Below are 24,011 nucleotides of genomic sequence, written 5' to 3'. Positions count from 1 at the left end.
CTTTTATCGGGCTATCTCGGTGGACGATTCGGCGTTCTCGAGGGTTTCCGCCCACAGCATGAACCGCTCGAAGCCGATCATCACGACGAGGAAGATACCGGCGAAGACGGTCGTTTCGATGAGATTGAGCACGCCGGTGAACGCGATGACAGTGAAGATGAACGCGGTAAGGGCGCCGACGAGACCTGCGATGAAGAGTCTGAATCGAGAATCCATGAATCCCTATATGACGATTTGAGATATTAACGGTTGCGTGAGAGGAGCGCGCTGCTGTCATGGTTGTGTCGGTGAAGCGTGCCGGGCCGACTCGGAGCCAGTCGTTCGCTTTACTGTTTCGGTCGCTTGGATCTGCTCGCCGGCAACTTCGTGGTACGTTGATGGTGGCGGTGACGTTGCTTTGCCATTCGCCTCAGGGCAGTGAGAAACGCGCCCACCCGGTTTCCCGTTGCAAGCAGATCATTCCACAGCGTGAAGAAAAGGGGGCCACGGTAACCTGACTCTCGCAAGGGTTATCCCTCGCACGCCTCTACATTTGTCTGTAATGGCAAACGGTAAGGTTGATTTCTTCAACGATACGGGCGGCTACGGTTTCATTTCGACTGATGACGGCGACCTCGACGACGACGAAGACGTCTTCTTCCACATGGAAGACGTCGGCGGCGAGGACCTCACGGAAGGTACGGAAGTCGAGTTCGACATCGAGTCCTCACCGAAGGGGCCTCGCGCAGCAAACGTCGTCCGACAGTAACTCCGAGACTCACCTGTCGCTCACAGCGACGAACAACGACTTCGATTTTTCAGACATCACGTCCAAGCTGACGCGATCTGTTTCCTCTGTCTGTAGCGCTGAGCATCCCCGGACGTTCATTTGCGAGGATGTTTCGCGTTCGTCCGAACGGACTTCGTCGAGTTCCCCGCCGAATCTCTCGTCTGCCATCCGGTCCGTCTTTCACTCGGCTTCGAGCCGCTCGAGGCGTTGCTCGGATCCTCGTTTCGAGGTCAGTCGTCGCCATCCCTCGACTGGCGATCACCGTCCGGATCGGTCGTGACCTCGACGAGATCGTACTCCGCGGCGTTCTCCAATGGAAGCTCGACGGGGCCGAGGATCTCGTACCCGTGATACTCGGCGTTTTTACGACGCACTACTCTGTTCGTGATCACCCGATCGGACGGAACGATCGCCGTCCATCCATCGCCCTCGGCGATAACGGTTCGCTCCGTTTCGTCCGGGACGTCGGGCGCAACATACACGGTCGAGTGTTCGGCGTCCGCACGCACCTGCTCAAGGCGGTCGGGCTCCCAGATAATCCGAACGTCGTTGTGATCGGCCGTCGGACCGTCGCGATGCCAACTGACCGCGCCGAGAACGGCCGACGCCGACGGTGTCGTCTGCAGCACGACCGTTCGGCCATTCGCATACTCACGGACGTCACGTTCGACGACGAACCCGTACGAACTGAGCGTGTCGGTGAGCTCGGGCTCAAGCTCGTACGCATGCAGGCCGTCGAAGTGCAATTCGAGGCACTCTCGATCGTCCTCCTCGGGAGTAGTCGAGTGATTCTGTGCTTCGAGCTCCGCCAGTTTGCGTTCGAGCTGCCGTTTAGTCGCCATCAGTATCTCTCCATATCGGTCTTGTCTTCAAGGAGTGCCATCCGCTGACTCATCTCGTCGATATCGGTATCCCGTTGTAACTTCCAGCACTGGTTGGCCAGATAGCCGAGTTCGTAATACTGGCGCAACTGCACGCGCTGTTCTTCGGGCGTCTCCGGCCTTGCGGTCTCGATCGCTCGCTGGAGGCCGTCTATCCCATCTTTGAGCGACTCGAGGATCGCGCTTCGATTGCCGTTCCGCGTCACAGGTCCTGAATGAGTGTTATCCATAATCAGGAGATAGTACTCGACAGGAGTCAGATCGATATGAAAGTTCCGCGAGCGTAATGAAAGTAAATTGTTAATATTATACTACATACAGGGCAGTGATTACACGACCCGGACGACCGAAGAGACGGAGAAGAACGATCGATCACACGGGACTGATACAGTCCATCGAACAGCGCCCGAGAACCGGTTCTCAACTATCGATGGACCCGCTTTTCCGATCACGATCGATACCACCCATCCCGGAACGGTCCTCCCCGGTTGACAGCCACCAATGCTGAAGGGGATCGGACGACGATAGTCGTACATGGCTGAATATCAACGGTCTGATAGCATCCCAACGTACGAAACCGCTCCGCCGACACACGACGGACTGCCAGTGATTGGGAATACGCACCAGCTCGTGCGTGAACAGGACGGGCTGTACGAGACAGCGGCGCGCCAGGGTGACATCGTCCACCTCCAACTGCTCGGAATCGGCGACCTCTACCAGGTCAACCATCCTGCCCTCGCCGAACAGATTCTTGCCGATGACCACGATCGCTTCCGGAAGGCGAGCTTGAGTCAAGACGACCTCGGTGAGCTTCTTGGGCAAGGATTAGTCCTGAGCGAAGGCGAGCTCTGGGAGCGTCAGCGCGAACGGATCCAGCCCGCCTTCTATATGGACCGGATCGCTGACTACGCCGATACGATGACGGCCGAAGTCCGGACCGCAGCGGCCGACTGGACCGGCACACCGACCGTCAACATCGAGAACGAGATGAAAGGGCTCACCCTCCGTATCCTCGTCAAATCGATGTTCGGCTCCGACATCGAGTACGAGGATCGCGGTATTCGAGAGACCGTTCGTGCGCTCCAAGAGCCGGGACAACCGACGAAACAGCCTATCGCCCGGATGGTTCCGAAGTGGGTCCCGATTCCGATGTGGCGCCGGTATAAGCACGGGATCCGGGAGATGGAGGCCGTGATTCAGGAGTTCGTTGCCGCACGCAGAGGGGACGGTGTCGAGGACCGTGATGATCTGCTGTCGATGCTGCTGACCGCCACGGACGAGGACGGCGAGGCGATGTCCGAGAAGCTCCTCCGCGACGAGATGATGACGTTCCTGTTCGCCGGCCACGAAACCACGGCGACGGCGCTGACGTTCACTTGGTTCTTACTGGCCCAACATCCGGCGGTCGAACGCCGACTCGTTGCGGAACTAGAGGAGGTGCTTACGGCGAATCACGCGACCTTCAAGGAGCTCCCCGAGCTGACGTACACGGAACAAGTGATACGCGAGGCGATGCGACTCTACCCCCCTGTCCCGTCGATCCCTCGAGAGACAACCCAACCACTGGAGCTCGGCGGGTATACACTCCCCAAAGGGGCAACAGTGGCACCGATGCAGTGGACGATTCATCGCGACAACCGCTTCTGGGAGGACCCACTTGCGTTTCGCCCCGACCGATTTGCCGGGGATGACGACCGACCCCAGTTCGTTTACTTCCCGTTTGGCGGCGGTCCACGCCGATGTATCGGCCAACAGTTCGCGATCGTCGAGGCCAAACTGATCCTTGCGACGTTGGCTGGACAGTATCATCTCGAACTCATCTCGGACCCAGACCTCGATCTCTCCGTAAGTATCACGACGCGCTCACTCGATCCCATTCGAATGCGGATCGAACCGCGCGACTGAACGTAGGCCGTACGGGCGCATCGTGCCAGCTCCACACAGCCACCCCTAATCAATTTCCAGTGGCTCGGCGTTAGTAAAATCATCAGAAACTGACAAAACACTCATGCGAACTACAGAGTGCATATCGGTTACTCGGTCTCGCTGCCCTCATTCCATACCACCTCGAACTGACTCGTCGTTCACCGTTGATCAGTAGATAAATTATCATAAAGTCGGTGCTATATTTTTCCGAGATGAGCGGGGCGGTTTTATCTTCATGTGACCTTTGGATGCACGTGAGCACCACAATGAGCGGACGGCGTGTGAGCGGCAAAGCGGATTATGAGTACAAGGTCGTCAACGCGCCGACCAGCCTCCTGTGGTTCCGAATCAAGAGCGATGCGACCGAAGAATCGTTGAACGAGCTTGCGGCAGAGGGATGGGAACTCGACGAGGTCGTCGTCAACTGGTGGGGCGGTGCCGAACTGTTCCTCCGGCGTTCCCGTTGAGTGACGACGGTCCGCCATTCCCAATTTGATCATCGTCTCACGGGCGACCTACCGAAATTTCTGGTCGTCGTAGCCTTATCATCGGTCGAGACCGCGATAGGTTCTGTGGTTCGTTTCACTACATGGGATGTGGTCCGCGTATCGTGTCTCATTGTGTTTCTCCGGACAAGTTTCAGTGGAGCCACTGACTCAGAAATCCCGTCCCTCTCGTTGGGTCCAAAACTATATGCACATCTCTTCCCCACAACCGGATATGAACTATCCGAAGAACGTGGGAGGGACCGATCGCATCATCCGTGGGGTGCTCGGTATCTGGCTGGTCGTCGTGGCCCTCGCTGCATTGCTTGCTGGGCAACGGACGAAAGCTGCAATCGCGGGTCTCGCGGGGATCGGGTTGCTACAAAATGCATGGACGCAGTTCTGTGGGTGTAACGCGTTGTTCGGTATCGATACGACTCAGTAGCAGCTGCGACAGAGGAGTAGTCGCACCATTCGGCAAGCGTTCTCTGACCAACCATCGATAAATTTGGGGAACGGTTGTCAGCTACCATCTCTCCACCGTTGAGTAGCCATCCTACGTGTGTCCATCGAGATCGGGGTCTAATACACGACACTACGAACTTCCTTCTCAAACTAACGACTCTATGCCGGTTCCTCACCAGTAGGATGGGGATTATTGTATCGAAATTCAGTAATACCGTATTAGTGACTATTTTACTACCAGCATCCGCCCGGTTGTCGGTCGTATGGATCGACGACAATTCATCGCCCTCTCAGCCGCAACGACTGGGTCGAGTATCGCGCTCGCGGGCTGTCTTGGGAGTTCAGGGGACGAATCCGAGTCTTCGGAGGATACGACTACCGGAGATAGGGAGTCCAACGATACCGATTCGGAGGCTGACCAGCCCGAACCGGAAGGGGGAGACGGCGAGCCGTACTACCATTACGATCTCGAGGTCCACGACAAGCGAGAGGCCGGTCAGCCCGTCTGGGTCGATCAGAATGGCCGCGTCTACGGACGCGACGGACCACGCGTACTAGTGAGCGACGACTGGTGGCAGACGACCGAGGTGCTGTACTCGTTTGATGGCAAGCGCGACGGGAACGTCCAAACCATTATCGTTCCGGATAACGGGCGAGTCATTGCCGCTGTCGGGGGTCGGAGCGAAGAGGGTGGGAAGGTCGAACTCATTAACAAGGACCGCACCGACTCGGAGACGCTTTACCAGTTCGACTACGGGCGGGTGTCGAACAGCATGGGCCACGTCGCCTATGAGGATATTATCGTTATCTCCTGTTACAAGCTCTCGGACTACGAGGCGGGCGACCACGGTAACGAGGTAATTCTCTCGACGGACGGCGGGAAGTCGTTCGAAAAGGTCCTTGAACCGAGCGTCAACAGCACCGAGGCGGCGAACAACCACATCCACGACGTCGAGTATGACCCGTACGCCGAGCGTATTTGGGTCGCCGTCGGCGACCATGGCAACTCTCAACTCTATTGGAGCGGCGACCTCGGCAAATCGTGGAGCGAGATCGACGATCGGGGCGACATCACGATGGTCACCCAAGTCGCCGCGTTCAAAGACTGCGTCGTTCTCGGGAGCGACGGCACGCCCGAAGGAATTCTTCGTTGGGAGCGCGATGGCCCGAATGACGTTCCTGAGGAGGCAGATGATTTCGAGCGGGTCCACGTCGAGATCGAGACCGATCCCGACGACGATGTCATGCAGATGTACGCTCGGCGACGCTGGCATATCCGCGAGGACCTCGAAACGGGACGTGAGCTCTGTCTCATGCCGTTTGGCTACTCCCCGATGAACGACAGCGCAGAGGATTCGGTTGTGCTCGCGAGTGTCGATGGTGACGAGTGGTATGAGCTCTATCGGACGGAAACCCGCGAAATTCTCCTGACGAACGTCATGGGGCCGCTGTCGATGGATGGCGATCGCAGAACGATTGTGTCCGACAGTAATCAGGGCGATGGCTATCAGATCGACGCGACGGTCCCGAAGTTCTGGGAGTAACCCGGTCACCGAACGATCATTTCCCTCGTTGACACCTGTTCTGATCCAGTCGAGAGGACGCGGTCGAATCCAGTCCATTCCGTAGCACCCTATTACCGCGTGAATGCGCACTTCTTCTCGCCCGGCATGATCTCAAATCATCAATTGGAACTGTTGGGTCTTTTCAATATTCTAGTTTTTACTCATCTTTTACTTTAGTTATTCTGAATACTAAGTGTATAGACAAGTCAAATATGTAGTGATGTTAGACTCAGTACTATCAAAGGAAGCCAACTGGAAAGAGGCTGTTTCTCGACGACGCGTGCTTCGAACAACGGGTACAGCCGCGGGGATCGGGATCGGCGCGACCGGGCTCGGTATGACACCCGTCGGAGCACAACAGACGCTGAATTTCGGAGAGACTGTCGTCGGATCCAGTGTTGTACGAACCGTCTCTCAACCAAATCCAACAGACCAGACACTCCCTATTACTGAAGTAGAGATCACGGGGTCGGATGCGGATCAGTTCACCGTTGTAGATGGTGATGCTCCATTCACGCTCCAGGCGAACGAGTCACGTACAATCAGTATCCAGTTCTCACCGACGTCAACGGGTCAGAAATCGGCTTCTGTCCAGGTTGAGATCGCCGGAAGTGCAACAGAAACTGCTGGGCAGCTCACCGGGAGTGGAGTTAACGAGACAGGAGATCAGAACAGTGATATCGCTACGGATGGATCAGCCTCGTCTCCACAGGAGGATACTAATGAGTCAACTACAGGCACCTCTACTGATACGGACTCTGAGGATACAGACACAACGGAGAGGGAGGCTGGCAACACGCAATCTAATGTAGCCGAATCTGCTGCAGGTGATTCAAACGCTTCCTCATCAAATGAGAACGGATCTGCGTCGACTGAGAACGAAAACTCCTCAATAATTCTCATGCTTGATTTTAACGACAACGGTGTAGTTGATTTTCAGGATATTCTAACGCTCGTTCGTATGATCGGTTAGTGAAACAACCAATTGGTGACAGTCGCTATGGCAGGATTTGTACCCCGATTTGACTCTTTATTATCATATATTAACTATATCACTCAAAAAAAGGTCGCTAAATACAGCGAAGAGTATTAGAAGCTGAGACGACGGAGCAGATCGCAGAGGAGGTCGCTCACGAGATTGTCCTCACCAATGATACCCACGGGATCGATTTCAATGGTTTCAAGCTGAACCTGAAGACCAAGGAGTTCGAGACAGAGGCCACCGATATTGATTTCCAGAATGGGACAGTCTTCCGGATCGTCAGCGGGACGAACAGTAAAAATCTCCTGAAGGGTTCCAATGGAAACGTCCTCGAACGTCTCCTCTATTTCTTCACAATTGTCACCGTCGAGTGTTCCTTCCAGCTCACCACTCACGAGGACCTCATTGTCATCGCTCAGCTCAACAGCAGTGACGAGTAGCGTCCCGGTATACGTTACGTCATCACCGACCTCACACTCGTCAACAGCATCGCATTCATCGACGATCTCCCCATCACGCTCCAGCTTGCACTTATATCGGTGATAATCTTTATCGAATTTGCCGTGGCCTCTTCCGTGTCCTTTCTTATGGTGGTGATCTTCGTCTTCGCACCACTCTTTCTTGTGGTCCGATTCGTGCGCTGCTGCGGATCCACTCGTAGCCGCGATCCCAGTGCCGGTAAGGCCAGCAGCTGCAAGCACTTTCAACAGTGTTCGTCGCGTTGCGTCGCCGTTCCTGTCAGGTCCTTCCATATCCATCACACACTGATGTACTCAGTGTGTACGCAACAATAACACTACACTATTTAAAATTATCTAACTTGGTGATCATATATTATACGAAAGTCTATAAGTTTTTTCTATCAACACCCATGTGGCGATATTTTCTTTGACGGGATGAACAGTCGACTAATGACCAAGTGATATTTTCCATACTAATCCACAGTCCTTTCTCACCTCTCCGATAACAAATCAGGACCACAGCTGTGATCAAACTGGGTATCCCCGACGATAGGGCCTTTTTGAACATTTGTTAGAGATATATCCAGCTGCCTAACTCTCAATGATCAGATCAGATTTCAGTGAACGAAGTAGAGTAGCTCACAACTGAAGCTGGGTTATAGTCGCTTTACTAGATTCCGGCGTGTTTCCTGTTCGTAGTAACTGATTGCTGAGACAACAACCACGATCTCGACGGGCACCACTGGTCCGATAAACCAGCCGTTCGCCAGTTTACCACCGGTATAAGTGGTGAGAGCAGATGCCGACAGTCGGAGCTACCACTGAGAGCGCTACAAGCATTCGGAGTCGCCATTTCGTGAGCACAGAGAATACAGATCGCGTCATCTGGGAGGCTAAAGATAGTGACGAATACGAAATAGTCATAATTAGACATCCTTGAGAACTGAACTTCTCTATTCAAGGGTAGCCTCTCAAGTCGCGCCAAAAGACTGTTTCATCCTACAATCGAAGATTGCTCCGAAGGCATCCCAATATGAGAGATGGGGAAATCGTCACGACAGGTTTGAGCCGCAGTAGGTTTTGTGATGTTTCCTACTGGGTCAACGCTATGCTTATTTTTCCTTGTCGTGGTCGTGATGGTCGTCGTCTTTCTTACGGTCCTTATCGTCGTGATCGTGGTGGTGGTCGTCGTCTTTCTTGTCCTTGTCTTTGTCGTCGTGGTGGTCGTCGTCTTTCTTGTCCTTGTCTTTGTCGTCGTGGTGGTCGTCCTTCTTGTCCTCGTCGTCGTAATCGTCCTTAGATTTAGGACTCTTCTTCTCCCCGTGGTGGTAGCCGTCGTCGTAGCCCTTCTTCTTGTCTTTGTCGTCGTGGTGGTCGTCCTTTTTGTCCTTGTCGTGGTCGTGATGGTCGTCGTCTTTCTTATTGTCCTTATCGTCGTGACCGTGTTTGTGATCTTTTTTGTCTTTGTCGTGATGGTCGTCTTTTTTGTCTTTTCCGTCGCGTTTATGACCGTCCTTCTTACCGTCTTTGTGATCTTTTTCGTTGTCTTTTTTATCTTTGTTGTCGTGACCGTCGTCCTTCTTGTCGTAATCGTGCTTATGGTCCTTCTTGTCCCTATCGCCGCGACGGTGACGCTTTTTCTTCCCGTCGTCGTATCCCTCCTCGTCCTTTGAGGTCTCTTTGCTCTCGTGGTGATAGCCGTGGTGGAAGCCGCGGAAGTACTCGTCTTCCCCGTCGTACCGCTGGCACTTGTTCACACCGTCGTCATAGCCCTTCTGATAGCTTTCGTTATCCTCGCCCCACTCCTTCTTCTTCTCGCTGTAATAGCCGTAAATAAAGCTTAGGAAATACGACTGCTTGTTGTTTTCTCCATCATATTCGTGACCTTTCTTCTTCCCGTAGCGATAGCCATCGTGGTATCCATCATCATGGTGCTTGCGTTTGCCTTTCCCATGATAGCTGTCGTAGACTCCTGCAAAGTACCCATCTTTGCCTTTGTATTTGCGACACTGCTTCTTCCCGTCTCGATACCCGTCCTTGTGAACTTTTTCGTCGTCCTTCTTCTGACTGTAGTATCCGTGGCGAAAGCCCTGGAAGTATGATTCGTCGTCCTCGTCTTTCTTATCATCGTGGGCTGCTCCAACACCGGAGAATCCAACTAAACCGATCGTTGCCATTCCGGTCGTTTTCAATACTGTGCGACGCGTTCGGTCGTGCGGTGAATCGTCTTGGCTCATAGCGATGCTCTTCTTACGGAGCACTTCATTCATCTTACGAGAGACATAATAGTAATATCTGATTGGTAAGTTGATTTCACTGAAATATTTGGAGACGTTTTGGATTATACACATGCTGAGATGTATTGTTGAATACCATATATGTCTTCTAACAGCCAATAATTGGCCCGCAATCCGTCCTGAATCAGCGCAATTGATAGTGACATATCAGTACATATTATATATGATGTAACTTCCACTATCTATGAAGAATCGTGTTCTATCACAGACAGGCTTCCACCCTTACTCGCCTTCTATTTTGACCCTTATCTTGGAACACTAAGGATGATACTCTCGTCGTCACAGTTGTCGCTGACGACCATGAGGACACGATGATGAGACCTTCCTCCCCGATCAAGAGACCTTCACTAGTATCTGGCAGGAGAGAATGGCCATTACGGCATCTAGTTCTACATCGGTGCGCCAAGTAATCCAGCAGAATAGTCCAGCTATTGTTGCCAGCGAAATCAATCTGCTATTTGATACGAAGTCGTATAGCCTCCTATAGAGGGAAGTGGCATATGCTATCGATAACAGCTTTAGTCACCCACCAATAGTAATTAATACGTACTTATCAGCCAAAAGGACTATTAGCATAAAATATCTATCTTTTGTTATGGATCGTAGAAAGTTCATCGTAGCATCGGCAGCAACAATCGGCTCGGGCGTCACGCTCGCGGGATGTATCGGAAGTCAGGAGACAGAGTCGTCCGACGGATCGGCTGACAGGAATGACGAATCCAGCAAGGAGGAGTCCGAAGAAGAACGACCCGAACCGGAGGGCGGTGATGGACGGCCGTATACGCACTACGATCTTGAAGTTCACGACAAACGTGAGGCCGGCCAACCTGTCTGGATCGACCAGAACGAACGTATCTATGGGCGCGATGGCCCGCGCGTACTGGTCAGTGATGACTGGTGGAAGACAACTGAAGTCTTGTATTCCTTCGAGGGGGTGGCTGATGGCAACGTCCAGACAGTCATCGTTCCTGAGAGCGGACGGATCATCGCCGCCGTCGGGGGCCGAGGCGAAGAGGGCGGTACGATCGAACTCATCAACGAGGACCACACGGATTCAGAGACGCTTTACCAGTTCGACTACGGCAGGGTCTCGAACAGTCTAGGTCATGTTGCCTACGAGGACATTGTCGTTATCTCCTGTTACAAGCTCTCGGACTACGAAGCGGGCAAACACGGTAATGAGGTGATTCTCTCGACAGACGGTGGACAGTCCTTCAAGCAAATCCTTGAGCCAGAAGTCAACACTACCGACGCAGCGAACAACCACATCCACGATGTCGAATACGACCCGTATGCCGAGCGTATTTGGGTCGCCGTCGGCGACCACGGCAATTCCCAACTCTACTGGAGCGACGACCTCGGGGAGTCATGGAAAGAGATCGACGATCGCGGTGCGATTACGATGGTCACGCAGATCGCCGCGTTCAAGGATTGCATCACTCTCGGGAGCGACGGCGATCCGGAGGGGATCCTCCGTTGGGAGCGCGATGGCCCGAATGACGTTCCTGAGGAGGCAGATGATTTCGAGCGGGTCCATGTTGAGATCGAGACTGACCCGGAAGATGACACGATGGAGATGTACGCTCGGCGACGCTGGCATATCCGCGAGGACCTCGAAACGGGACGCGAGCTCTGTCTCATGCCGTTTGGTTACTCCCCAATGCACGAAACGGCCGAGGATTCGGTTGTGCTCGCGAGTGTCGATGGCGACGAGTGGTACGAGCTCTACCGGACAGAGACGCGGGATATCTTGCTGACGAACGTCATGGGGCCGTTATCAATGGATGGAGAACGCCGTACATTGATTTCCGATAGCAATCAAGGGGAAGGCTATCAAATAGAAGGAACAGTGCCGAAATTCTGGGAGTAACATTGAAAAGCAACTCTTAGCCGTGTCAGGTCCGCTTTGTGTGTTCTAAGCCTCGTCTACCGTTAATGCAGGCTACCTGACTATAGCCATCCGATTTTCCCAGTGAATTTATTTGTATTGTATGCTATCACAATACCAGCAATCTACAATTGTATGTTAGCTGACCAGACAGAAATACATCACCAGCACAGTGTTTATTCTACCATCTCAGATTTCATTTTAATTAATAACCAGAAATATTTTATTAGGCTACTCCAATACAGTGATATAGTATGTCACGAACCAACTCTAAATATGCGAAAATCGTCACCGAGCACGTTCCAGACGAGGAGAATCGCTATCGCTGGCACATTCTTCGCTACCTCCGCATGTGTAGCTATCCTGCTGGACTCACTGAACTTAGCGAATACATCGGGCCTCAAGTCGGAATCCAACCACTGATTGTTAGGAAAACGATACATGAGAGGGACTTACCGGCATTAGCTAAGTGTGGTTCCATCAAATACGATCCCGACTCCAAGCTAGCCTGTCTGTCGGATGATCAGAGAGCATTTACAGACCATGTCCGACGCGCACTCGCTGCAGGAGTGATCTCACATCTGAAGCCTTTACGACTGGCTCGTTCTGTAGACCGTATCAGAACTGAAGACAATACAATCAGTGAGTGAACTGTCTCGCTAAAGTAAATAACCCTCAATTTGAGATAGGAGTTACCAAGTCAGAACAAATTTTGTTTGAATTATTATAATTTACTGATGTATAGACTGATGATTAGTTGCTCATCTCGTTTATGAGTTCGCAGGTTGTCTTCCGTACCGCTTGGTCGCTTTCGAGCTCGACATCCCACCCCAGTCCTGTGAGCTTCTCGATCGAGAGGCACATCTTCGGAATATCGCCGGTCCAGCCGCGCTCGCCACCCGTGTACTCATACTTGGGATCTACTCCGAGTTCGTCACTAATGATATCAGCAATTTGATTGACTGAAGTCGTCGTTCGGGTGCCGAGGTTGAACGTATTGACTGGTTGATCAGTATGCTCAATGATGTGGCTCATCGCGTCCAGACAGTCCTCAATATACATATAGGACTTTTCCTGACGACCGTTACCGAGGATCGTCAGCGTCTCGGGGTTCGCCCGGAGCTTCTCGACGAAGTCGGGAATCACCGCTCCACGGAGTCGCGGGCCGACGATATTCGCGAACCGAAAGGTCCACACCCGCATTCCATGGGTATGGGCGTGCGTCGAGAGCAGACTTTCATCGGCGATCTTGCTCGTCGCGTAGACACTGATCGGTTCTGCGGGTGCGTAGTCCTCAGGTGTCGGACGCGGGGCCTCCCCATAGACTGTCGAAGAGGAAGTAAAAGCGATCTCAGAAACATCAGAATGATCCATCGCCTTGAGAATATTATAGGTCATCGCAGTGTTCTCCTCGAACTGCTGGCGCGGCCACTCGTCATTGACCGATTTGCGTGCTGCGAGGTGGAACACGCCGTCGATGTCGCTATCAATAGCTTCGTTGACAACAGCGAGATCAGTGACATCGCCCTCAACTAGTTCTGCCTCGTTGGGGACATCTCCGGGTTCGCTATTTGCAAAGTTATCGAGAATAACGACTTCATTTCCGGCTGCAAGGAGTTGCTCAGAGAGGTGCGAACCGATGAATCCAGCACCTCCTGTAATGAGGAGTCGACTATCTTCTAATTCCATGTATACTTCATTCTCGAATTCCGTTTATTGTTCTTTCGGTCGTAATTATAATAACTACAGACATCTGACAAACTGACAATCAAATAGCCTACTAGTCCTTCAACTAATTTCCCAGTTGATTTGATATACTCCCTGAATTTTCAAAAATCCGGTCTGAAATATAGTTCGGAACGAAGGGTGTCTAATACAACTGATTATACGGGTGGTTTTTTCCAATACTATTTTACGCGTACAAATAGTAGCAGGGCCTGGTGAATCGAGGGATATACTATGGCTAAAGAACTCTACTGTCCAGAGTGTGATGAGCCTCGCAAGATTCGCGTCACTGTACCATGGCAAACAAACTTTTGTAGCGTCTGTGGTACCGAAATAGACGAATAGATCGTTGATCCGAACCGACTACCTTAGGAGTTGTTCAGGCGCGCGGTTATTGCTTAATTAGGAATCCACCTAAATCACAACAACTACTGCTAAATTCTATAAATTACTCAAAACAATTCAAAACTGATTAGTCTGATTCGAAACTGCTCTTATACCGTAGCGGCTGAATTAAATTGATGTAGGAAACCTTCAAGAACATTGACTATATTGGTCAACAAATATACATAGCTCCCCGTCTAACAATACATACGAATGAACCAGGCACTACTCCAAGCGGATGGACTACTTATCCAGCGAGGAGGGGACGAAATTCTGGATGGAGTTTCTATTCAGATCAACCGCGACAGTAGTACTCTAATCCAAGGGCCGAGCGGATCTGGAAAGACAACTCTGTTCAACGTACTGGGGTTACTTGATTCGCCCACTGCAGGGACACTCGTCGTCGACGGACACGATGTTAGCGAGAGTTCGGAGCGCACACGAGCCCGGATTCGACGCGAAACGGTCGGATTCGTCTTTCAGGACTTTCGACTCATTGATGATCTAACCGCACGTGAGAATGCTGCCGTCCCTCAAGATCATCGAGGTAAACGTGACGAAGACTGGCTGGATACTCTCTTTGACGCCTTAGACATCACCGATCTGGCCGACCAATATCCAGCTACACTTAGTGGCGGTGAAAAACAGCGCGTCGCCATTGCACGGGCATTGGCGAACCAACCTGACGTTATTCTTGCTGACGAGCCGACTGGCCAGCTCGATCCTGAGACAGCAGCTCAGGTTCTTGATCTCCTATTTGACCTCCGGGACCGCACAGAAATGGCACTTGTCGTCATAAGCCACGATCGCCGTCTTGCAGATCGGTTCGATCGAGTTCTCATTCTTGACGACGGCGCGCTCACCGAGCAGTCATCGGCTCAACTTTCAACACCACCCAGTCTTCACTAATGGTTTTTCTGTATCTGAAGATACTCACGGCCACTGTTCGTCGCTACGGGGTTGCCAACAGTAATGAACAGTATGTCTCTTGCATCGACGAGCAACATCAAAGCCAAAAGAGCGACTAAATGGGGTATCAACGCATTCTCCTCCGACAATGGTCACGTCGGGACTGGCTAACAGTCGTCATCGTTGCAGTTAGCACTGCATTTCTTGTTGGTACGACACTGCTGCTCCTAACTGCAGGGACGCACATCACGACCGTTAGCAGTGATTTAGCGACCTCCACGACCGCTACCCATCATGACTCGTTAGCTAACGCCGAAGAAGCCGCTGGCGATGATGCGATTGTCTTCCCAGTTGCAACTGTCGAGGATGAAAATGGAATAAAGCACACTGTCATTGGAATCCCACCAAATGCTCCAAGTGAACTTGCTGATGCGACGACATCATGGCAGACGGCGACTATTCCACCACCGGGCGATCCAGAGACTGTCTCCGGTCCCGTTTCCAACGAACAGACAATAGAATTTGAGGGGCAACAAGAGACGACGACAGTTACGGCAATACCGCAGGAGGAAAAGACGATCTTCCCTTCCTGGTGGTATACGGCCTCCAGTTCAACGGTTGAAACACTCGGTCCCACAGAGGCAATAACTATTGAAAGCGGTGGCACAATGACTGGAGACTTTACCTCCTTCTTCCCATCTGGCCAATCCGATATGGGTGTCCCACTGATCTCGGCGCTCGTGCTTCTCCTTGCAGGGATGCACGAGGTGTTACAGCTCCTAGCGGTCGCGACCGCTGCCGGCGCAGTCATTATTCTGGTTGTTCTGTATAGTGTGACTCGTATCAGCGTCCGCGAACGGATCGAGACGATTGAAATCATCCGTTCGACTGGTGGAACACCCCTTCGCGTTCTTTCTCTCTTTGGCCTTCGATCTACCCTTCTTGCATTCGTCGGCGTCCTGAGTGGCTTCCTTGTTGGTGTTGTTGTAACTCATCTCTCGATCGCCCTTGCGACGTGGGCAGGCGTCTCAATCACCCTGGAGCCGCAGCTAACGCCTTCTGTCCTTAGTATTCTCGTTCCAATGCTCGCAACACTTGTGCTAGTAGGCTGTTTTGCTGGTATACTCGCGGCTCGACCAGCGGTAAACGCCCCACCGACTGCACTTCAGTCGTATGCTGGACAGCGTTCAGATCCTCCCCTCGTCCAGCGACTTACGACACGTCTCCCGTCCTCGTTCTCGCCAACGCTTCTGGACTGGCGAATACTCGTTCCAACAGGAGCAACGCTTACCGTCTTCATTCTCCTCGTTCTCCTCATTGGGGGGCTCGGGGCGGCAATCGCACCGCTTCAGAGCACTCAAAGCGGCACGCTAACATCGGCAGACGCGTCCCATCCGATCGATAGCCGTCTTGATGTAGAAGTCGCGGATGCGTTCCACGCTGAAGGGATCGACGCTAGTCCAGAAATTGTCCTTGCCCAGGTACACGATGGGCAGCCGTATCTTGCTCGAGGAGCGAACTATTCCGACTTCGCTGCCGTCACCGACTCCGAACTCGTCAAGGGGCATGCGCCGACTGCGCCGAATGAAGCCGTTGTTGGACAGGACCTTGCAGAATCCCAGGATCTGACTATCGGTGACACACGAACACTTGGTGGAAGCGATCGTCCTGGTGTAGCTCGTGTCACGATTGTCGGTGTCTATCAAACCAATAGCTTGTCTGACAGTCAGCTCATCGTCCCACTCGAAACCGGTCATCACCTGTCGGTTGACTCGGGAACAGTCCATGTCGTTCGAACTGCTGGTAACGTTGACGCTGTCTTTGACACTCCTGACAGCTCCCAAATTCCACCCGAAGAACGTATCGTCCAGGGAATAAACACTCCGGAGACGGCCGTTCAGGGCGAATCAGTACCAATCACAGTCCACGTGCACAACGACGAATCGTCGACAGTCTCACAGACACTTACGATTAATGCTGGCCAGCAAACCATTGAACGAGATGTAACCCTGGATCCCGATGAGGAAGAGCGAATTGAGATCAACCATACGTTCGAGTCGACAGGGTCACAGACCGTTTCTAGTCAGGGTCACGAACGGACCATTACTGTCAGTGCTCCGGATTCACTCATGCTTCCTGAGACGCTGCCCGCTAACGCATCGCCTGGCGAAACCCTTCTCGTCCCGGTGACGACATCAACCGAGGAACCAGTCTCGGATGCGACCGTCTCTATTGATGGCACTGAAGCTACGACTAACGCCAATGGGATAGCTCGTGTCGAACTTCCGGAAAATGAAGGCGAGTACAATCTCACAGCGACGGCAGCCGGTCAAGATGAAGTCGACCACCAAATACAGGTTATAGAGGGTCAGCAACGTCTACTTGGAGCAACCGTTACAGTAGATCCACGAACAGGAACGCCAAATACCACTCCTGAGACAACGGTGACACTGATGAATCACTGGTCGGTCGACCGAACACAAGACATCAGTGTGTCATCACCAACCGGCGAGCAAGGTCGAACGGTGACACTCGCTTCAGGTGAATCCAGGACGATAGAACGGACGCTTGGTGAATCAGATCAGCAGATACCTCCCGGTGAATACGAGATCGAAGTGACTGCAGACGAGGAAACGATCGCAACAGAACCCTACGAAGTACTTGATGGTGAGTTCGCCCTCGAACAGATCCCTGATGGAGCACAATACCAGTCGGGCGCAGCGCTAGGTCAGGTCATTGAGAATACCGTAGGCAATATTCAGATACTGTTTGCGACAATGATCGTTCTTGCCGGTCTGATGACGATCGGCAGTACAACAGCAGCGTTTACGCAAGCAGTTCATGCTCGCCGGAAGGCGATCGCGGTCTACCGATCCACAGGAGCACGTCGAATGCGGGTGTTGCGTATTATCGTCACTGATGCCTGCAAACTGGCCATTCCAGCCGTTGTTCTCGCAGCAATGGGTGCACTTATCGCACTCGTCATTCTGAATGCCTTAGGCCTACTGAGCGTCTTTGGTGTTCAATTGATGACTGACGTTCCACCAGGAATCATTCTCCTATCACTTGCTGGTGCTATAGTGATCGCCGTTTGTAGCGCTGCACTCGCAGTTCTTCCCATTTTGCGCCTCTCACCGACCGCTATGTGGTCCGGTACATCAACTAACAACCCCCATGCAGGGGCTAGTGATACGGGTCAGCCGAACGAATCTCGATAATCAGATTGCATCGGCGGTAACTTTTCCTCTTTCTTTGAACTATGGTCCTTTGCTTATTCTTAGCTAGTTTAATCTCTATCGTTCTAATAACACTTGAAGAGTCAGCATCACAACGATATAGACGGGAGCAAGAGCAATAACTGTCGTCTGATACCAAGCAAAATCCGCCCTATCGGTGAACGTTGTTTCGGACCGCACTGTAGCCGCACAGCTGTTTTCCATTTTATATAGCTAACATAATAAGAGAATTCTAGATATCAATTAGTCGATGTGGTACAGGTAATTGATACGGAGAGTGATAGAGGAGTGATTGTTATTCCTACGGCTGATAGAGAGTAAATTGGTTGCATAGCGATTATCTCGACCAATTAGTTCTTCTTGACAGGAAGTGCTAAAATTGCTGTTAGTATTGTTGAAACGCGATTATTTCTCCCCGTCGAGATCAACGTTACCACTTAGTAACCGCCTTAGTGAGACCTTAGTCAGATTAAAAATATATGTGTGTCTCTACTTTCACAAATCGTAGATATGGCTGACCAAACCCCCGCAGACACCACCGACTCGAATCATCACTGGACCCGCCGTACCTTCATCGGCGCTCTCGGCGCCGCCGGCCTCGCCACCACCACCGCCGCCGCACAAACCTCACCTGAACCCACCGACCCCGTCGTCGAACTCGAAAACGCCACCGAGGGGAACGTCGACCTCCGCGCGTTCGACGAGGTCCTCGGGCGCCTCGAACGCGCTGCCGACGCCCTCGAATTCCCCGCCCGCCGCATCGGCTCCGCCGTCCGTGGCCAACAACACGGCGCCAGCCGCTGGGGCATCCACTTCGAAACCGACCACCCCATCCATCTCGGCAGCGCCACCGTCGATGCCGACCAATCCGGTACCTTCACCGCCGTCGTCGCCAACTATGACGGCAACAACCAGTTCGATCCCGTCCAGGAACGTGATATTACGGTCGACGCCGGGATCAACGAGATCGACCTCGATATGGCCCTTGAGCCCGGCGAGTACCTCCTCACGCGCGACGGGGGCTTCCCGCTGCGACGCAGCGCGTGGAGCGGATGGGAAAGTCAGAGTCGCGACGGCCTTGAGCTCTACGGTGGGGCGAAACCCGGATACGAGAGTAACCGCTACTGGTACTACTACTTCGATCTGCACGTCGCCGCCCACGAGGACGCTCACCTCTAACGGCTGAAATCGCACTCCAACACTACCTCAGACCAACCCACACCATACAACACTCATGCCAGACTACTTCACCAACCAACGCATCCAAGAAGCCCTTCACGATCGCCCAATCGCCGGCGGCACCGGCTACCACGCCGACATCAGCCTCGACGACGCCGACGTCATCGTCGACGACCAGGACGCGTTCGTCAGTGCACTCAACAGCACCGCCGATGTCATCGGCATCGAAGGCCATACTCGCATCGACCTCTCAGGACGGGATTACGAACTCGCCGATCAGACGATCATCTCCGATCGCGGGGACGACGGCTCACCCGGTGCCCTCCTCTATACGAGCGATCGCGGTGCCGATTCGCCCGCCTGGGACGGCGGGTCGAACGGTCGTGGCGTGATCACCGTTCGCGGGAATGCTCGTATCAGCGGCGTGCGCTACCGTGGGCCGTTCTACGATTACAACGACAATCCTGCGTACCCAGGGTATATCCCGTTGGACGATGGCGCGACGTACGCCGATCGCCAGGCGATGCGCCAGGAGCGCTATGCTCGTGGGCTCCGCCTGGTGAGCGACGAGATTGAGATCGATAACTGCGAGCTCTACGGCTGGCCCGTCCAGGCGATTGCGGTCGGGGCGGCGTCACTCCCCGTCTCGCCACATATCCATCATATCTACGGACATGATTGCATGATGGTGGGAGCAGGGTATGTCATCGACATTTTCAACGGGCATCCGCGGATCGAGATGAGTTATTTCAACGCGACGCGCCACGCGATTAGCGGGTTCGGCCATCCCGAGTGTGGGTATACGCTCGAGGACTCGGTGTTCGGGCCGATCACAACGTCGCACGCGGTGGATATGCATACGCTGGCGGAGAACGGGGATGAAGGGAATTTGACGGCGGGCGATCGAGTGGAAGTCCGCCGGTGTACGTTCGCGTTCACGGAGAATATTCAGGGCCAGAACGCCCAGGCGATCGTGTTCCGTGGGTATCCGGAAGACGAGTATGTAACGGAGAACAACCGGTTCATGCATGAGATCGAGGGGTCGGAGCCGGTGGCGAACGTGGCGAACGAGGGCTACGAGCCGGTGCCGTATCGCCAGGTGAACGTGGGCGAGGAGTGGGTGGACTGGACGTTCGCGAACAACCAGTATGGGGTGGGAACGCCGCATGAGCCGGGAGTGGGGGCGCCGGTGAATCTGGATGCGCCGTTGGCAGGCAAGCCGTTGCTGGATGAAGAGCGCCGGCGAGGGTTGCAGATCGCCCTTCGACCCCTAGAATAGGAGAATGAAAACAATGACAAACACAACCAAAGAGACAGAGCTTGATGATGTGCTACGAACGCTGACGCCGCACTATAGACGATGGACTCTCTATCTACTAATAGAACAAAAGGAAATCACGCTTGATAAGCTGGTTACAGAACTTTGTACTCTCGGTGAAGCAGTCGGCAAAGACGTAACAGAAGTAGAGTTATTGACACACCTTCATCATGTCGATCTTCCAAAGCTGGTCGATATGGGCTTTATCAGCTATGACTCAGAAAGCGAAGAAATTGTATTAGTAAGAGACCATAACGATCTGCAAGACCTGTTAACAACGACAAAAAAGTGGGAACATACCATTATTCAAGATAAATTGCCATAGAACAATAACTACAAGTAATCATAGACACAATTCATCTATCGCGGTGTAATATTAACTGTTCCATCACCAACGACAGTAATGTTATGACCATTAGCTGAGAAGCAAACCATAATATTAGACGATCCAGATTCAATCAATGTATCGAGGAGCTCAAGGTCAATTATAGGAAAGAGAGGAGGGAGATCGCGAGGATCGGTGTTCTCTGCAGCAGCGAGCTGTTCAACCACTTCTATACTTACACTGGCACTGTTAGCAGAGCCGTCTGTATCCTCGTAATTCTCCATTATTAACTTATATACCAACACTATAGCAATATAAATAAATCTTTGGTGGGTAGACATCTAGTCGCAAATACTACCCACTATATTTCCAATTCAATAATGGCAGTAAGATAACTATATCATCATGCGACTCCATCTACAATAATTCGCAATTGGCTGTCATATGATAGTAGTGAGTGTTAATAATACTTCGAGTATATCTAAGTAAAATATAAACAGGAGAAAGATATAGTGATATTAGAATAGCTATGCACGAATGTAGCCAGTGTGGGAAAATATTTCTCACAGCCTATGCTGAATACGGTCATCGATCAATGTGTCCCGAGAACTCTGAACAATCCGTGCGAGATAAATCGTCTTGTGACAACGGTATTTGATTTCTTCTATTGCTTTCAAAGAAAGTGACTACATCCTGATTGATACTTCGGCAGGGTTTCCGACTAGAGCCTATCGCGTATGATTATCTTTGTCTATTGACACTATCACATATTAATGGTAAGATTGACTATCTACAAGGCGGAGTGTATGTTCGTGATGGTGGAGTGTACACTATGCGGTAAGAGCTTTTTGACCAAACAAGCGTCATACGGTCACCAAGCAATGTGTCCTGAAAACTCGGACCGTGAGATTCCTGATGGATGGGCACCAGATACGCACGGCCGGTGGGGAGCAAACGAAGAACGTGAACAAAACAAAAATTAGATAAGATGAAGAATGATATTTTGATTACTACTAACTAAATAGAACAATTAATACAGAGCGGCGTTATTCTTCGATTGTAATGGTTATTGGGTCCGTAGTAAGCGGATATGCCTCATGAACGCCATTTGCAATCTGGATGATAAGTTCATATTCGCCGGCCCCTAATTCACTTGCATCAATCTCTGGCATCTCTGTTCCGTTACCGAAGTGGATATGCTGATCATCAGAAGGAATAACTGTCCCAGTGCTAACAGGATCCGTGTTCACGAGAAGATGATGGTGGCCCGCATTCTGTGTGAGTTCACCCGCCTGTTCAATGACAAAATTGTCGACAACTGGTTTGAAGGTAATTGTCTCGTCAGTCGAAACCACATCACCGTCTTGGGGGGCATCCAAACTCACAGCAGCACGCTCCTCGACCGTAACAGTCTGAGTATCAACCAAGGGTAATGCCGTGTGCTCACCATCACCCATTTGTAGTGTAAGTTCGTGTTCGCCGGGCTCAAGATCTAATACAGTATGTTCAGCACCATCACCGAAATGGAGGTGCTGGTCATCATTCGGAATCGTTTCACCCGGTTCAACTTGGCTTGTATCAACCATCACGTGGAAATGGCCTGCTCCATCGGTGGGTTCGCCCGCCGGTTCTACTGTGAAGTTCTCGGCATCGAAAAACGCCATAAGTGGAGACTGTAGGCCGTCAAGATCGGCGGCTGTAGGAACCGACAGAGTAATATTTGCATCTTCAGGAACGGACGGCTCTTCGGAAGTCGTAGTTTCGTTGTCGTCGGCCGGTGCAGAGTTATCGCTGTTCGTCCCTTCTGAATCACTCTGTGTGCAACCAGCAATTGCAGCAATTCCAATAGCAGTTGACGTAATAAACGCTCGTCGGGGAAGTTCTTCTTGCATCGTCTTATTTTCTATTAGAGGCGTACTTAGTAGTTTATTTTACTGTATTATATTTAATATTATTATATAATTATTAATTTATATATACTTCTCGATAGTAAACAGTGATAGAAGCGTCTACATCAAGATCACCAGCACTGAGGTCAGGTATATTCCTACCATCCGACGAGAAATACCTGCAATACCGCTTGCAGCACTATCAAAATCCGGAACTGAGCTACTTCAACAAGGGATATATTGATATATAATTTGATGGATATTAAAAGGCGATGAGAAGCTTCTCAGTTGGAAAGTCATATAGATCCTATCGGTAATAAGTGATTCTCCTGAGGAATATATTCTCGCCATGAATTTACTATTCAAAAACATATAATATGCTACAGAGTAAATAGAATTATATGAATATCGACTGGGCGTCGACCAGCCATATGACTGAAATTGACCCTACGAAGCCGCTCCCAGCAGATATTGGGATCTTAGAGGAGACAGATTTAGTGATTATTGGTGGTTCCGACGGTGTTACACAAACGGCCACAGACAACGTTGTTCAACAAGTAAGAGGGTCGTTTCCGGACCTACCACTCGTACAAGAGCCCTATGCATCAGCCCAAATATCGGGTGAGACGACTGCCAGTGTTGACTGGATCGTTGTACCGGTAGTCTTCAATGGTGATCGCGATCATTTCGTTGGGAATCATGTCCGAATGCTCTCACAACTCGGTTCTGATCTTGAAGCGTTGCTTGGGCAGGATGTCTCCGTTATGGACGTGGTCGAGAAGCTTGTCCCTGTAGGTTACGTGATCCAAAACACGAATTCGAAAGCAGCGTCTATCGCTGGAGTTTCTGACTCACTGTCAGTAGCACAAGTTCGGGGAGCAGCACTCGCAACTGAGATTTTTTATGATTTCCCGATATTTCATGTAGATTATGCAGGGATGTTTGGGGGAACAGCGGATACCACAGCTGCTGCCACCTATTTTGAAGATACTGCATTGTTATATAGTGGCGGAATAGATTCCGCACAAAAAGCAACAGATGTGCTGGCTGCCGGTGCTGATGCCATTGTTGTTAATGAATGCTTTCACGAAAATGTTGATGCATTCACCCAGACTACCCGGATATCACCATCTCAAATATAACCATATTAACCGGCGATCAAAGCAGCTTATAGTCGCATGTCCGCATACGATCAAGACCAACCTCAATCGAATTCGGGCAGAAAAACGCCGTTGATGGACGATAATCTCACCAGTTGTCTCTTTGGGGGACAGCCTGTTCTTGCTGTTCGATTCGCCGTTTCTCACCTTCTATTCAGGATGTTCTG

At 51.7% G+C, this 24,011-nt stretch carries 22 protein-coding genes; 13 read left to right on the top strand and 9 right to left on the bottom strand.

Annotation, left to right across the window (positions count from 1 at the left end; translation table 11 throughout):
* Nucleotides 1-3 precede the first annotated feature (3 nt).
* On the bottom strand, nt 4-216 hold the full coding sequence (locus HACJB3_RS02545) for a hypothetical protein (protein ID WP_008418274.1): 213 nt from the start codon (nt 214-216) through the stop codon (nt 4-6).
* A 325-nt stretch (nt 217-541) separates the two neighbouring features.
* On the opposite strand from HACJB3_RS02545, the gene HACJB3_RS02540 reads away from it, so the two are divergent.
* A complete protein-coding gene (locus tag HACJB3_RS02540; protein WP_008418277.1) occupies nt 542-748 on the top strand; it encodes a cold-shock protein in 207 nt (68 codons plus the stop codon).
* 9 nt (nt 749-757) lie between these two features.
* Here the strand turns inward: HACJB3_RS02540 and HACJB3_RS02535 are convergent, their stop codons facing one another.
* The 3 genes from HACJB3_RS02535 to HACJB3_RS02525 form a co-directional block, all read right to left on the bottom strand.
* Nucleotides 758-937, bottom strand: a complete 180-nt coding sequence (locus tag HACJB3_RS02535; protein WP_008418279.1) for a hypothetical protein — start codon at nt 935-937, stop codon at nt 758-760.
* Nucleotides 938-999: 62 nt separating this feature from the next.
* Nucleotides 1,000-1,611 carry a hypothetical protein gene (locus tag HACJB3_RS02530; RefSeq protein WP_008418280.1) on the bottom strand — a complete coding sequence of 204 codons (612 nt, stop codon included), beginning with the start codon at nt 1,609-1,611 and terminating at the stop codon, nt 1,000-1,002.
* Nucleotides 1,611-1,856 (bottom strand): hypothetical protein, encoded by a 246-nt coding sequence (locus HACJB3_RS02525; RefSeq protein WP_013199351.1) that lies wholly within the window; start codon nt 1,854-1,856, stop codon nt 1,611-1,613. Before HACJB3_RS02525 ends, HACJB3_RS02530 begins: the two co-directional genes overlap by 1 nt.
* A gap of 400 nt (nt 1,857-2,256) precedes the next feature.
* Here HACJB3_RS02525 and HACJB3_RS02520 point away from each other — a divergent pair, with 400 nt between their 5' ends.
* From HACJB3_RS02520 to HACJB3_RS18620, 5 genes are all read left to right on the top strand, one after another.
* Nucleotides 2,257-3,555, top strand: coding sequence for a cytochrome P450 (locus HACJB3_RS02520; RefSeq protein WP_008418284.1), 1,299 nt, complete (start codon nt 2,257-2,259; stop codon nt 3,553-3,555).
* Between the two features lie 275 nt (nt 3,556-3,830).
* Nucleotides 3,831-4,043: a DUF4177 domain-containing protein gene (locus HACJB3_RS02515; protein WP_238532797.1), complete on the top strand. Its 213-nt coding sequence runs from the start codon at nt 3,831-3,833 to the stop codon at nt 4,041-4,043.
* Nucleotides 4,044-4,296: 253 nt separating this feature from the next.
* Nucleotides 4,297-4,506, top strand: coding sequence for a YgaP family membrane protein (locus HACJB3_RS02510; RefSeq protein WP_008418286.1), 210 nt, complete (start codon nt 4,297-4,299; stop codon nt 4,504-4,506).
* Nucleotides 4,507-4,789: 283 nt separating this feature from the next.
* Nucleotides 4,790-6,070: a hypothetical protein gene (locus tag HACJB3_RS02505; protein WP_008418287.1), complete on the top strand. Its 1,281-nt coding sequence runs from the start codon at nt 4,790-4,792 to the stop codon at nt 6,068-6,070.
* A 358-nt stretch (nt 6,071-6,428) separates the two neighbouring features.
* A complete protein-coding gene (locus tag HACJB3_RS18620) occupies nt 6,429-7,064 on the top strand; it encodes a choice-of-anchor D domain-containing protein (RefSeq protein ID WP_158306589.1) in 636 nt (211 codons plus the stop codon).
* 116 nt (nt 7,065-7,180) lie between these two features.
* Here HACJB3_RS18620 and HACJB3_RS02500 read toward each other — a convergent pair whose 3' ends face one another.
* Together HACJB3_RS02500 and HACJB3_RS19920 are read right to left on the bottom strand one after the other, a co-directional pair.
* Entirely contained in the window at nt 7,181-7,831 is a 651-nt protein-coding gene (locus HACJB3_RS02500; protein ID WP_008418288.1) for a hypothetical protein, read from the bottom strand.
* A gap of 815 nt (nt 7,832-8,646) precedes the next feature.
* Nucleotides 8,647-9,771, bottom strand: coding sequence for a hypothetical protein (locus HACJB3_RS19920; RefSeq protein WP_155828800.1), 1,125 nt, complete (start codon nt 9,769-9,771; stop codon nt 8,647-8,649).
* Nucleotides 9,772-10,324: 553 nt separating this feature from the next.
* On the opposite strand from HACJB3_RS19920, the gene HACJB3_RS02490 reads away from it, so the two are divergent.
* On the top strand, nt 10,325-11,701 hold the full coding sequence (locus tag HACJB3_RS02490; RefSeq protein WP_238532796.1) for a WD40/YVTN/BNR-like repeat-containing protein: 1,377 nt from the start codon (nt 10,325-10,327) through the stop codon (nt 11,699-11,701).
* Between the two features lie 771 nt (nt 11,702-12,472).
* Here HACJB3_RS02490 and HACJB3_RS02485 read toward each other — a convergent pair.
* A complete protein-coding gene (locus HACJB3_RS02485) occupies nt 12,473-13,408 on the bottom strand; it encodes an NAD-dependent epimerase/dehydratase family protein (RefSeq protein WP_008418291.1) in 936 nt (311 codons plus the stop codon).
* A gap of 633 nt (nt 13,409-14,041) precedes the next feature.
* On the opposite strand from HACJB3_RS02485, the gene HACJB3_RS21190 reads away from it, so the two are divergent.
* The 5 genes from HACJB3_RS21190 (at nt 14,042) to HACJB3_RS19505 (ending at nt 20,795) form a co-directional block, all read left to right on the top strand.
* Nucleotides 14,042-14,737, top strand: coding sequence for an ABC transporter ATP-binding protein (locus HACJB3_RS21190; RefSeq protein WP_008418292.1), 696 nt, complete (start codon nt 14,042-14,044; stop codon nt 14,735-14,737).
* A gap of 119 nt (nt 14,738-14,856) precedes the next feature.
* Nucleotides 14,857-17,955, top strand: coding sequence for an FtsX-like permease family protein (locus tag HACJB3_RS18615; protein WP_008418293.1), 3,099 nt, complete (start codon nt 14,857-14,859; stop codon nt 17,953-17,955).
* 528 nt (nt 17,956-18,483) lie between these two features.
* A complete protein-coding gene (locus tag HACJB3_RS02460) occupies nt 18,484-19,152 on the top strand; it encodes a hypothetical protein (RefSeq protein WP_008418294.1) in 669 nt (222 codons plus the stop codon).
* Between the two features lie 55 nt (nt 19,153-19,207).
* Nucleotides 19,208-20,431, top strand: a complete 1,224-nt coding sequence (locus tag HACJB3_RS02455) for a hypothetical protein (RefSeq protein WP_008418296.1) — start codon at nt 19,208-19,210, stop codon at nt 20,429-20,431.
* 13 nt (nt 20,432-20,444) lie between these two features.
* Entirely contained in the window at nt 20,445-20,795 is a 351-nt protein-coding gene (locus tag HACJB3_RS19505; RefSeq protein WP_148258219.1) for a DUF7344 domain-containing protein, read from the top strand.
* A 35-nt stretch (nt 20,796-20,830) separates the two neighbouring features.
* On the opposite strand, the gene HACJB3_RS21180 is transcribed toward HACJB3_RS19505, so the two are convergent.
* Both HACJB3_RS21180 and HACJB3_RS18605 read right to left on the bottom strand, forming a co-directional pair.
* Entirely contained in the window at nt 20,831-21,079 is a 249-nt protein-coding gene (locus tag HACJB3_RS21180) for a HalOD1 output domain-containing protein (protein WP_155828799.1), read from the bottom strand.
* 762 nt (nt 21,080-21,841) lie between these two features.
* On the bottom strand, nt 21,842-22,687 hold the full coding sequence (locus HACJB3_RS18605; RefSeq protein WP_081461294.1) for a DUF4399 domain-containing protein: 846 nt from the start codon (nt 22,685-22,687) through the stop codon (nt 21,842-21,844).
* Nucleotides 22,688-23,085: 398 nt separating this feature from the next.
* On the opposite strand from HACJB3_RS18605, the gene HACJB3_RS18600 reads away from it, so the two are divergent.
* Entirely contained in the window at nt 23,086-23,826 is a 741-nt protein-coding gene (locus HACJB3_RS18600) for a heptaprenylglyceryl phosphate synthase (RefSeq protein ID WP_008418299.1), read from the top strand.
* The last annotated feature ends 185 nt before the right edge of the window (nt 23,827-24,011 follow it).

Origin of the sequence: Halalkalicoccus jeotgali B3 (genome assembly GCF_000196895.1) — an archaeon.
In the GTDB taxonomy this organism is placed as follows: Archaea; Halobacteriota; Halobacteria; order Halobacteriales; family Halalkalicoccaceae; genus Halalkalicoccus; species Halalkalicoccus jeotgali.
Note: the sequence above shows the minus strand (reverse complement) of the source record. Positions and strands in the feature narration are given on the sequence as shown.

Bases quoted from the DNA above. Each gene is read 5' to 3' on its own strand.
- HACJB3_RS02545 (WP_008418274.1), bottom strand. From the start codon at position 216: ATGGATTCTCGATTCAGACTCTTCATCGCAGGTCTCGTCGGCGCCCTT.
- HACJB3_RS02540 (WP_008418277.1), top strand. From the start codon at position 542: ATGGCAAACGGTAAGGTTGATTTCTTCAACGATACGGGCGGCTACGGT.
- HACJB3_RS02535 (WP_008418279.1), bottom strand. From the start codon at position 937: ATGGCAGACGAGAGATTCGGCGGGGAACTCGACGAAGTCCGTTCGGAC.
- HACJB3_RS02530 (WP_008418280.1), bottom strand. From the start codon at position 1,611: ATGGCGACTAAACGGCAGCTCGAACGCAAACTGGCGGAGCTCGAAGCA.
- HACJB3_RS02510 (WP_008418286.1), top strand. From the start codon at position 4,297: ATGAACTATCCGAAGAACGTGGGAGGGACCGATCGCATCATCCGTGGG.
- HACJB3_RS02505 (WP_008418287.1), top strand. From the start codon at position 4,790: ATGGATCGACGACAATTCATCGCCCTCTCAGCCGCAACGACTGGGTCG.
- HACJB3_RS18620 (WP_158306589.1), top strand. From the start codon at position 6,429: ATGACACCCGTCGGAGCACAACAGACGCTGAATTTCGGAGAGACTGTC.
- HACJB3_RS02500 (WP_008418288.1), bottom strand. From the start codon at position 7,831: ATGGATATGGAAGGACCTGACAGGAACGGCGACGCAACGCGACGAACA.
- HACJB3_RS19920 (WP_155828800.1), bottom strand. From the start codon at position 9,771: ATGAGCCAAGACGATTCACCGCACGACCGAACGCGTCGCACAGTATTG.
- HACJB3_RS02485 (WP_008418291.1), bottom strand. From the start codon at position 13,408: ATGGAATTAGAAGATAGTCGACTCCTCATTACAGGAGGTGCTGGATTC.
- HACJB3_RS21190 (WP_008418292.1), top strand. From the start codon at position 14,042: ATGAACCAGGCACTACTCCAAGCGGATGGACTACTTATCCAGCGAGGA.
- HACJB3_RS18615 (WP_008418293.1), top strand. From the start codon at position 14,857: ATGGGGTATCAACGCATTCTCCTCCGACAATGGTCACGTCGGGACTGG.
- HACJB3_RS02460 (WP_008418294.1), top strand. From the start codon at position 18,484: ATGGCTGACCAAACCCCCGCAGACACCACCGACTCGAATCATCACTGG.
- HACJB3_RS02455 (WP_008418296.1), top strand. From the start codon at position 19,208: ATGCCAGACTACTTCACCAACCAACGCATCCAAGAAGCCCTTCACGAT.
- HACJB3_RS19505 (WP_148258219.1), top strand. From the start codon at position 20,445: ATGACAAACACAACCAAAGAGACAGAGCTTGATGATGTGCTACGAACG.
- HACJB3_RS21180 (WP_155828799.1), bottom strand. From the start codon at position 21,079: ATGGAGAATTACGAGGATACAGACGGCTCTGCTAACAGTGCCAGTGTA.
- HACJB3_RS18605 (WP_081461294.1), bottom strand. From the start codon at position 22,687: ATGCAAGAAGAACTTCCCCGACGAGCGTTTATTACGTCAACTGCTATT.
- HACJB3_RS18600 (WP_008418299.1), top strand. From the start codon at position 23,086: ATGAATATCGACTGGGCGTCGACCAGCCATATGACTGAAATTGACCCT.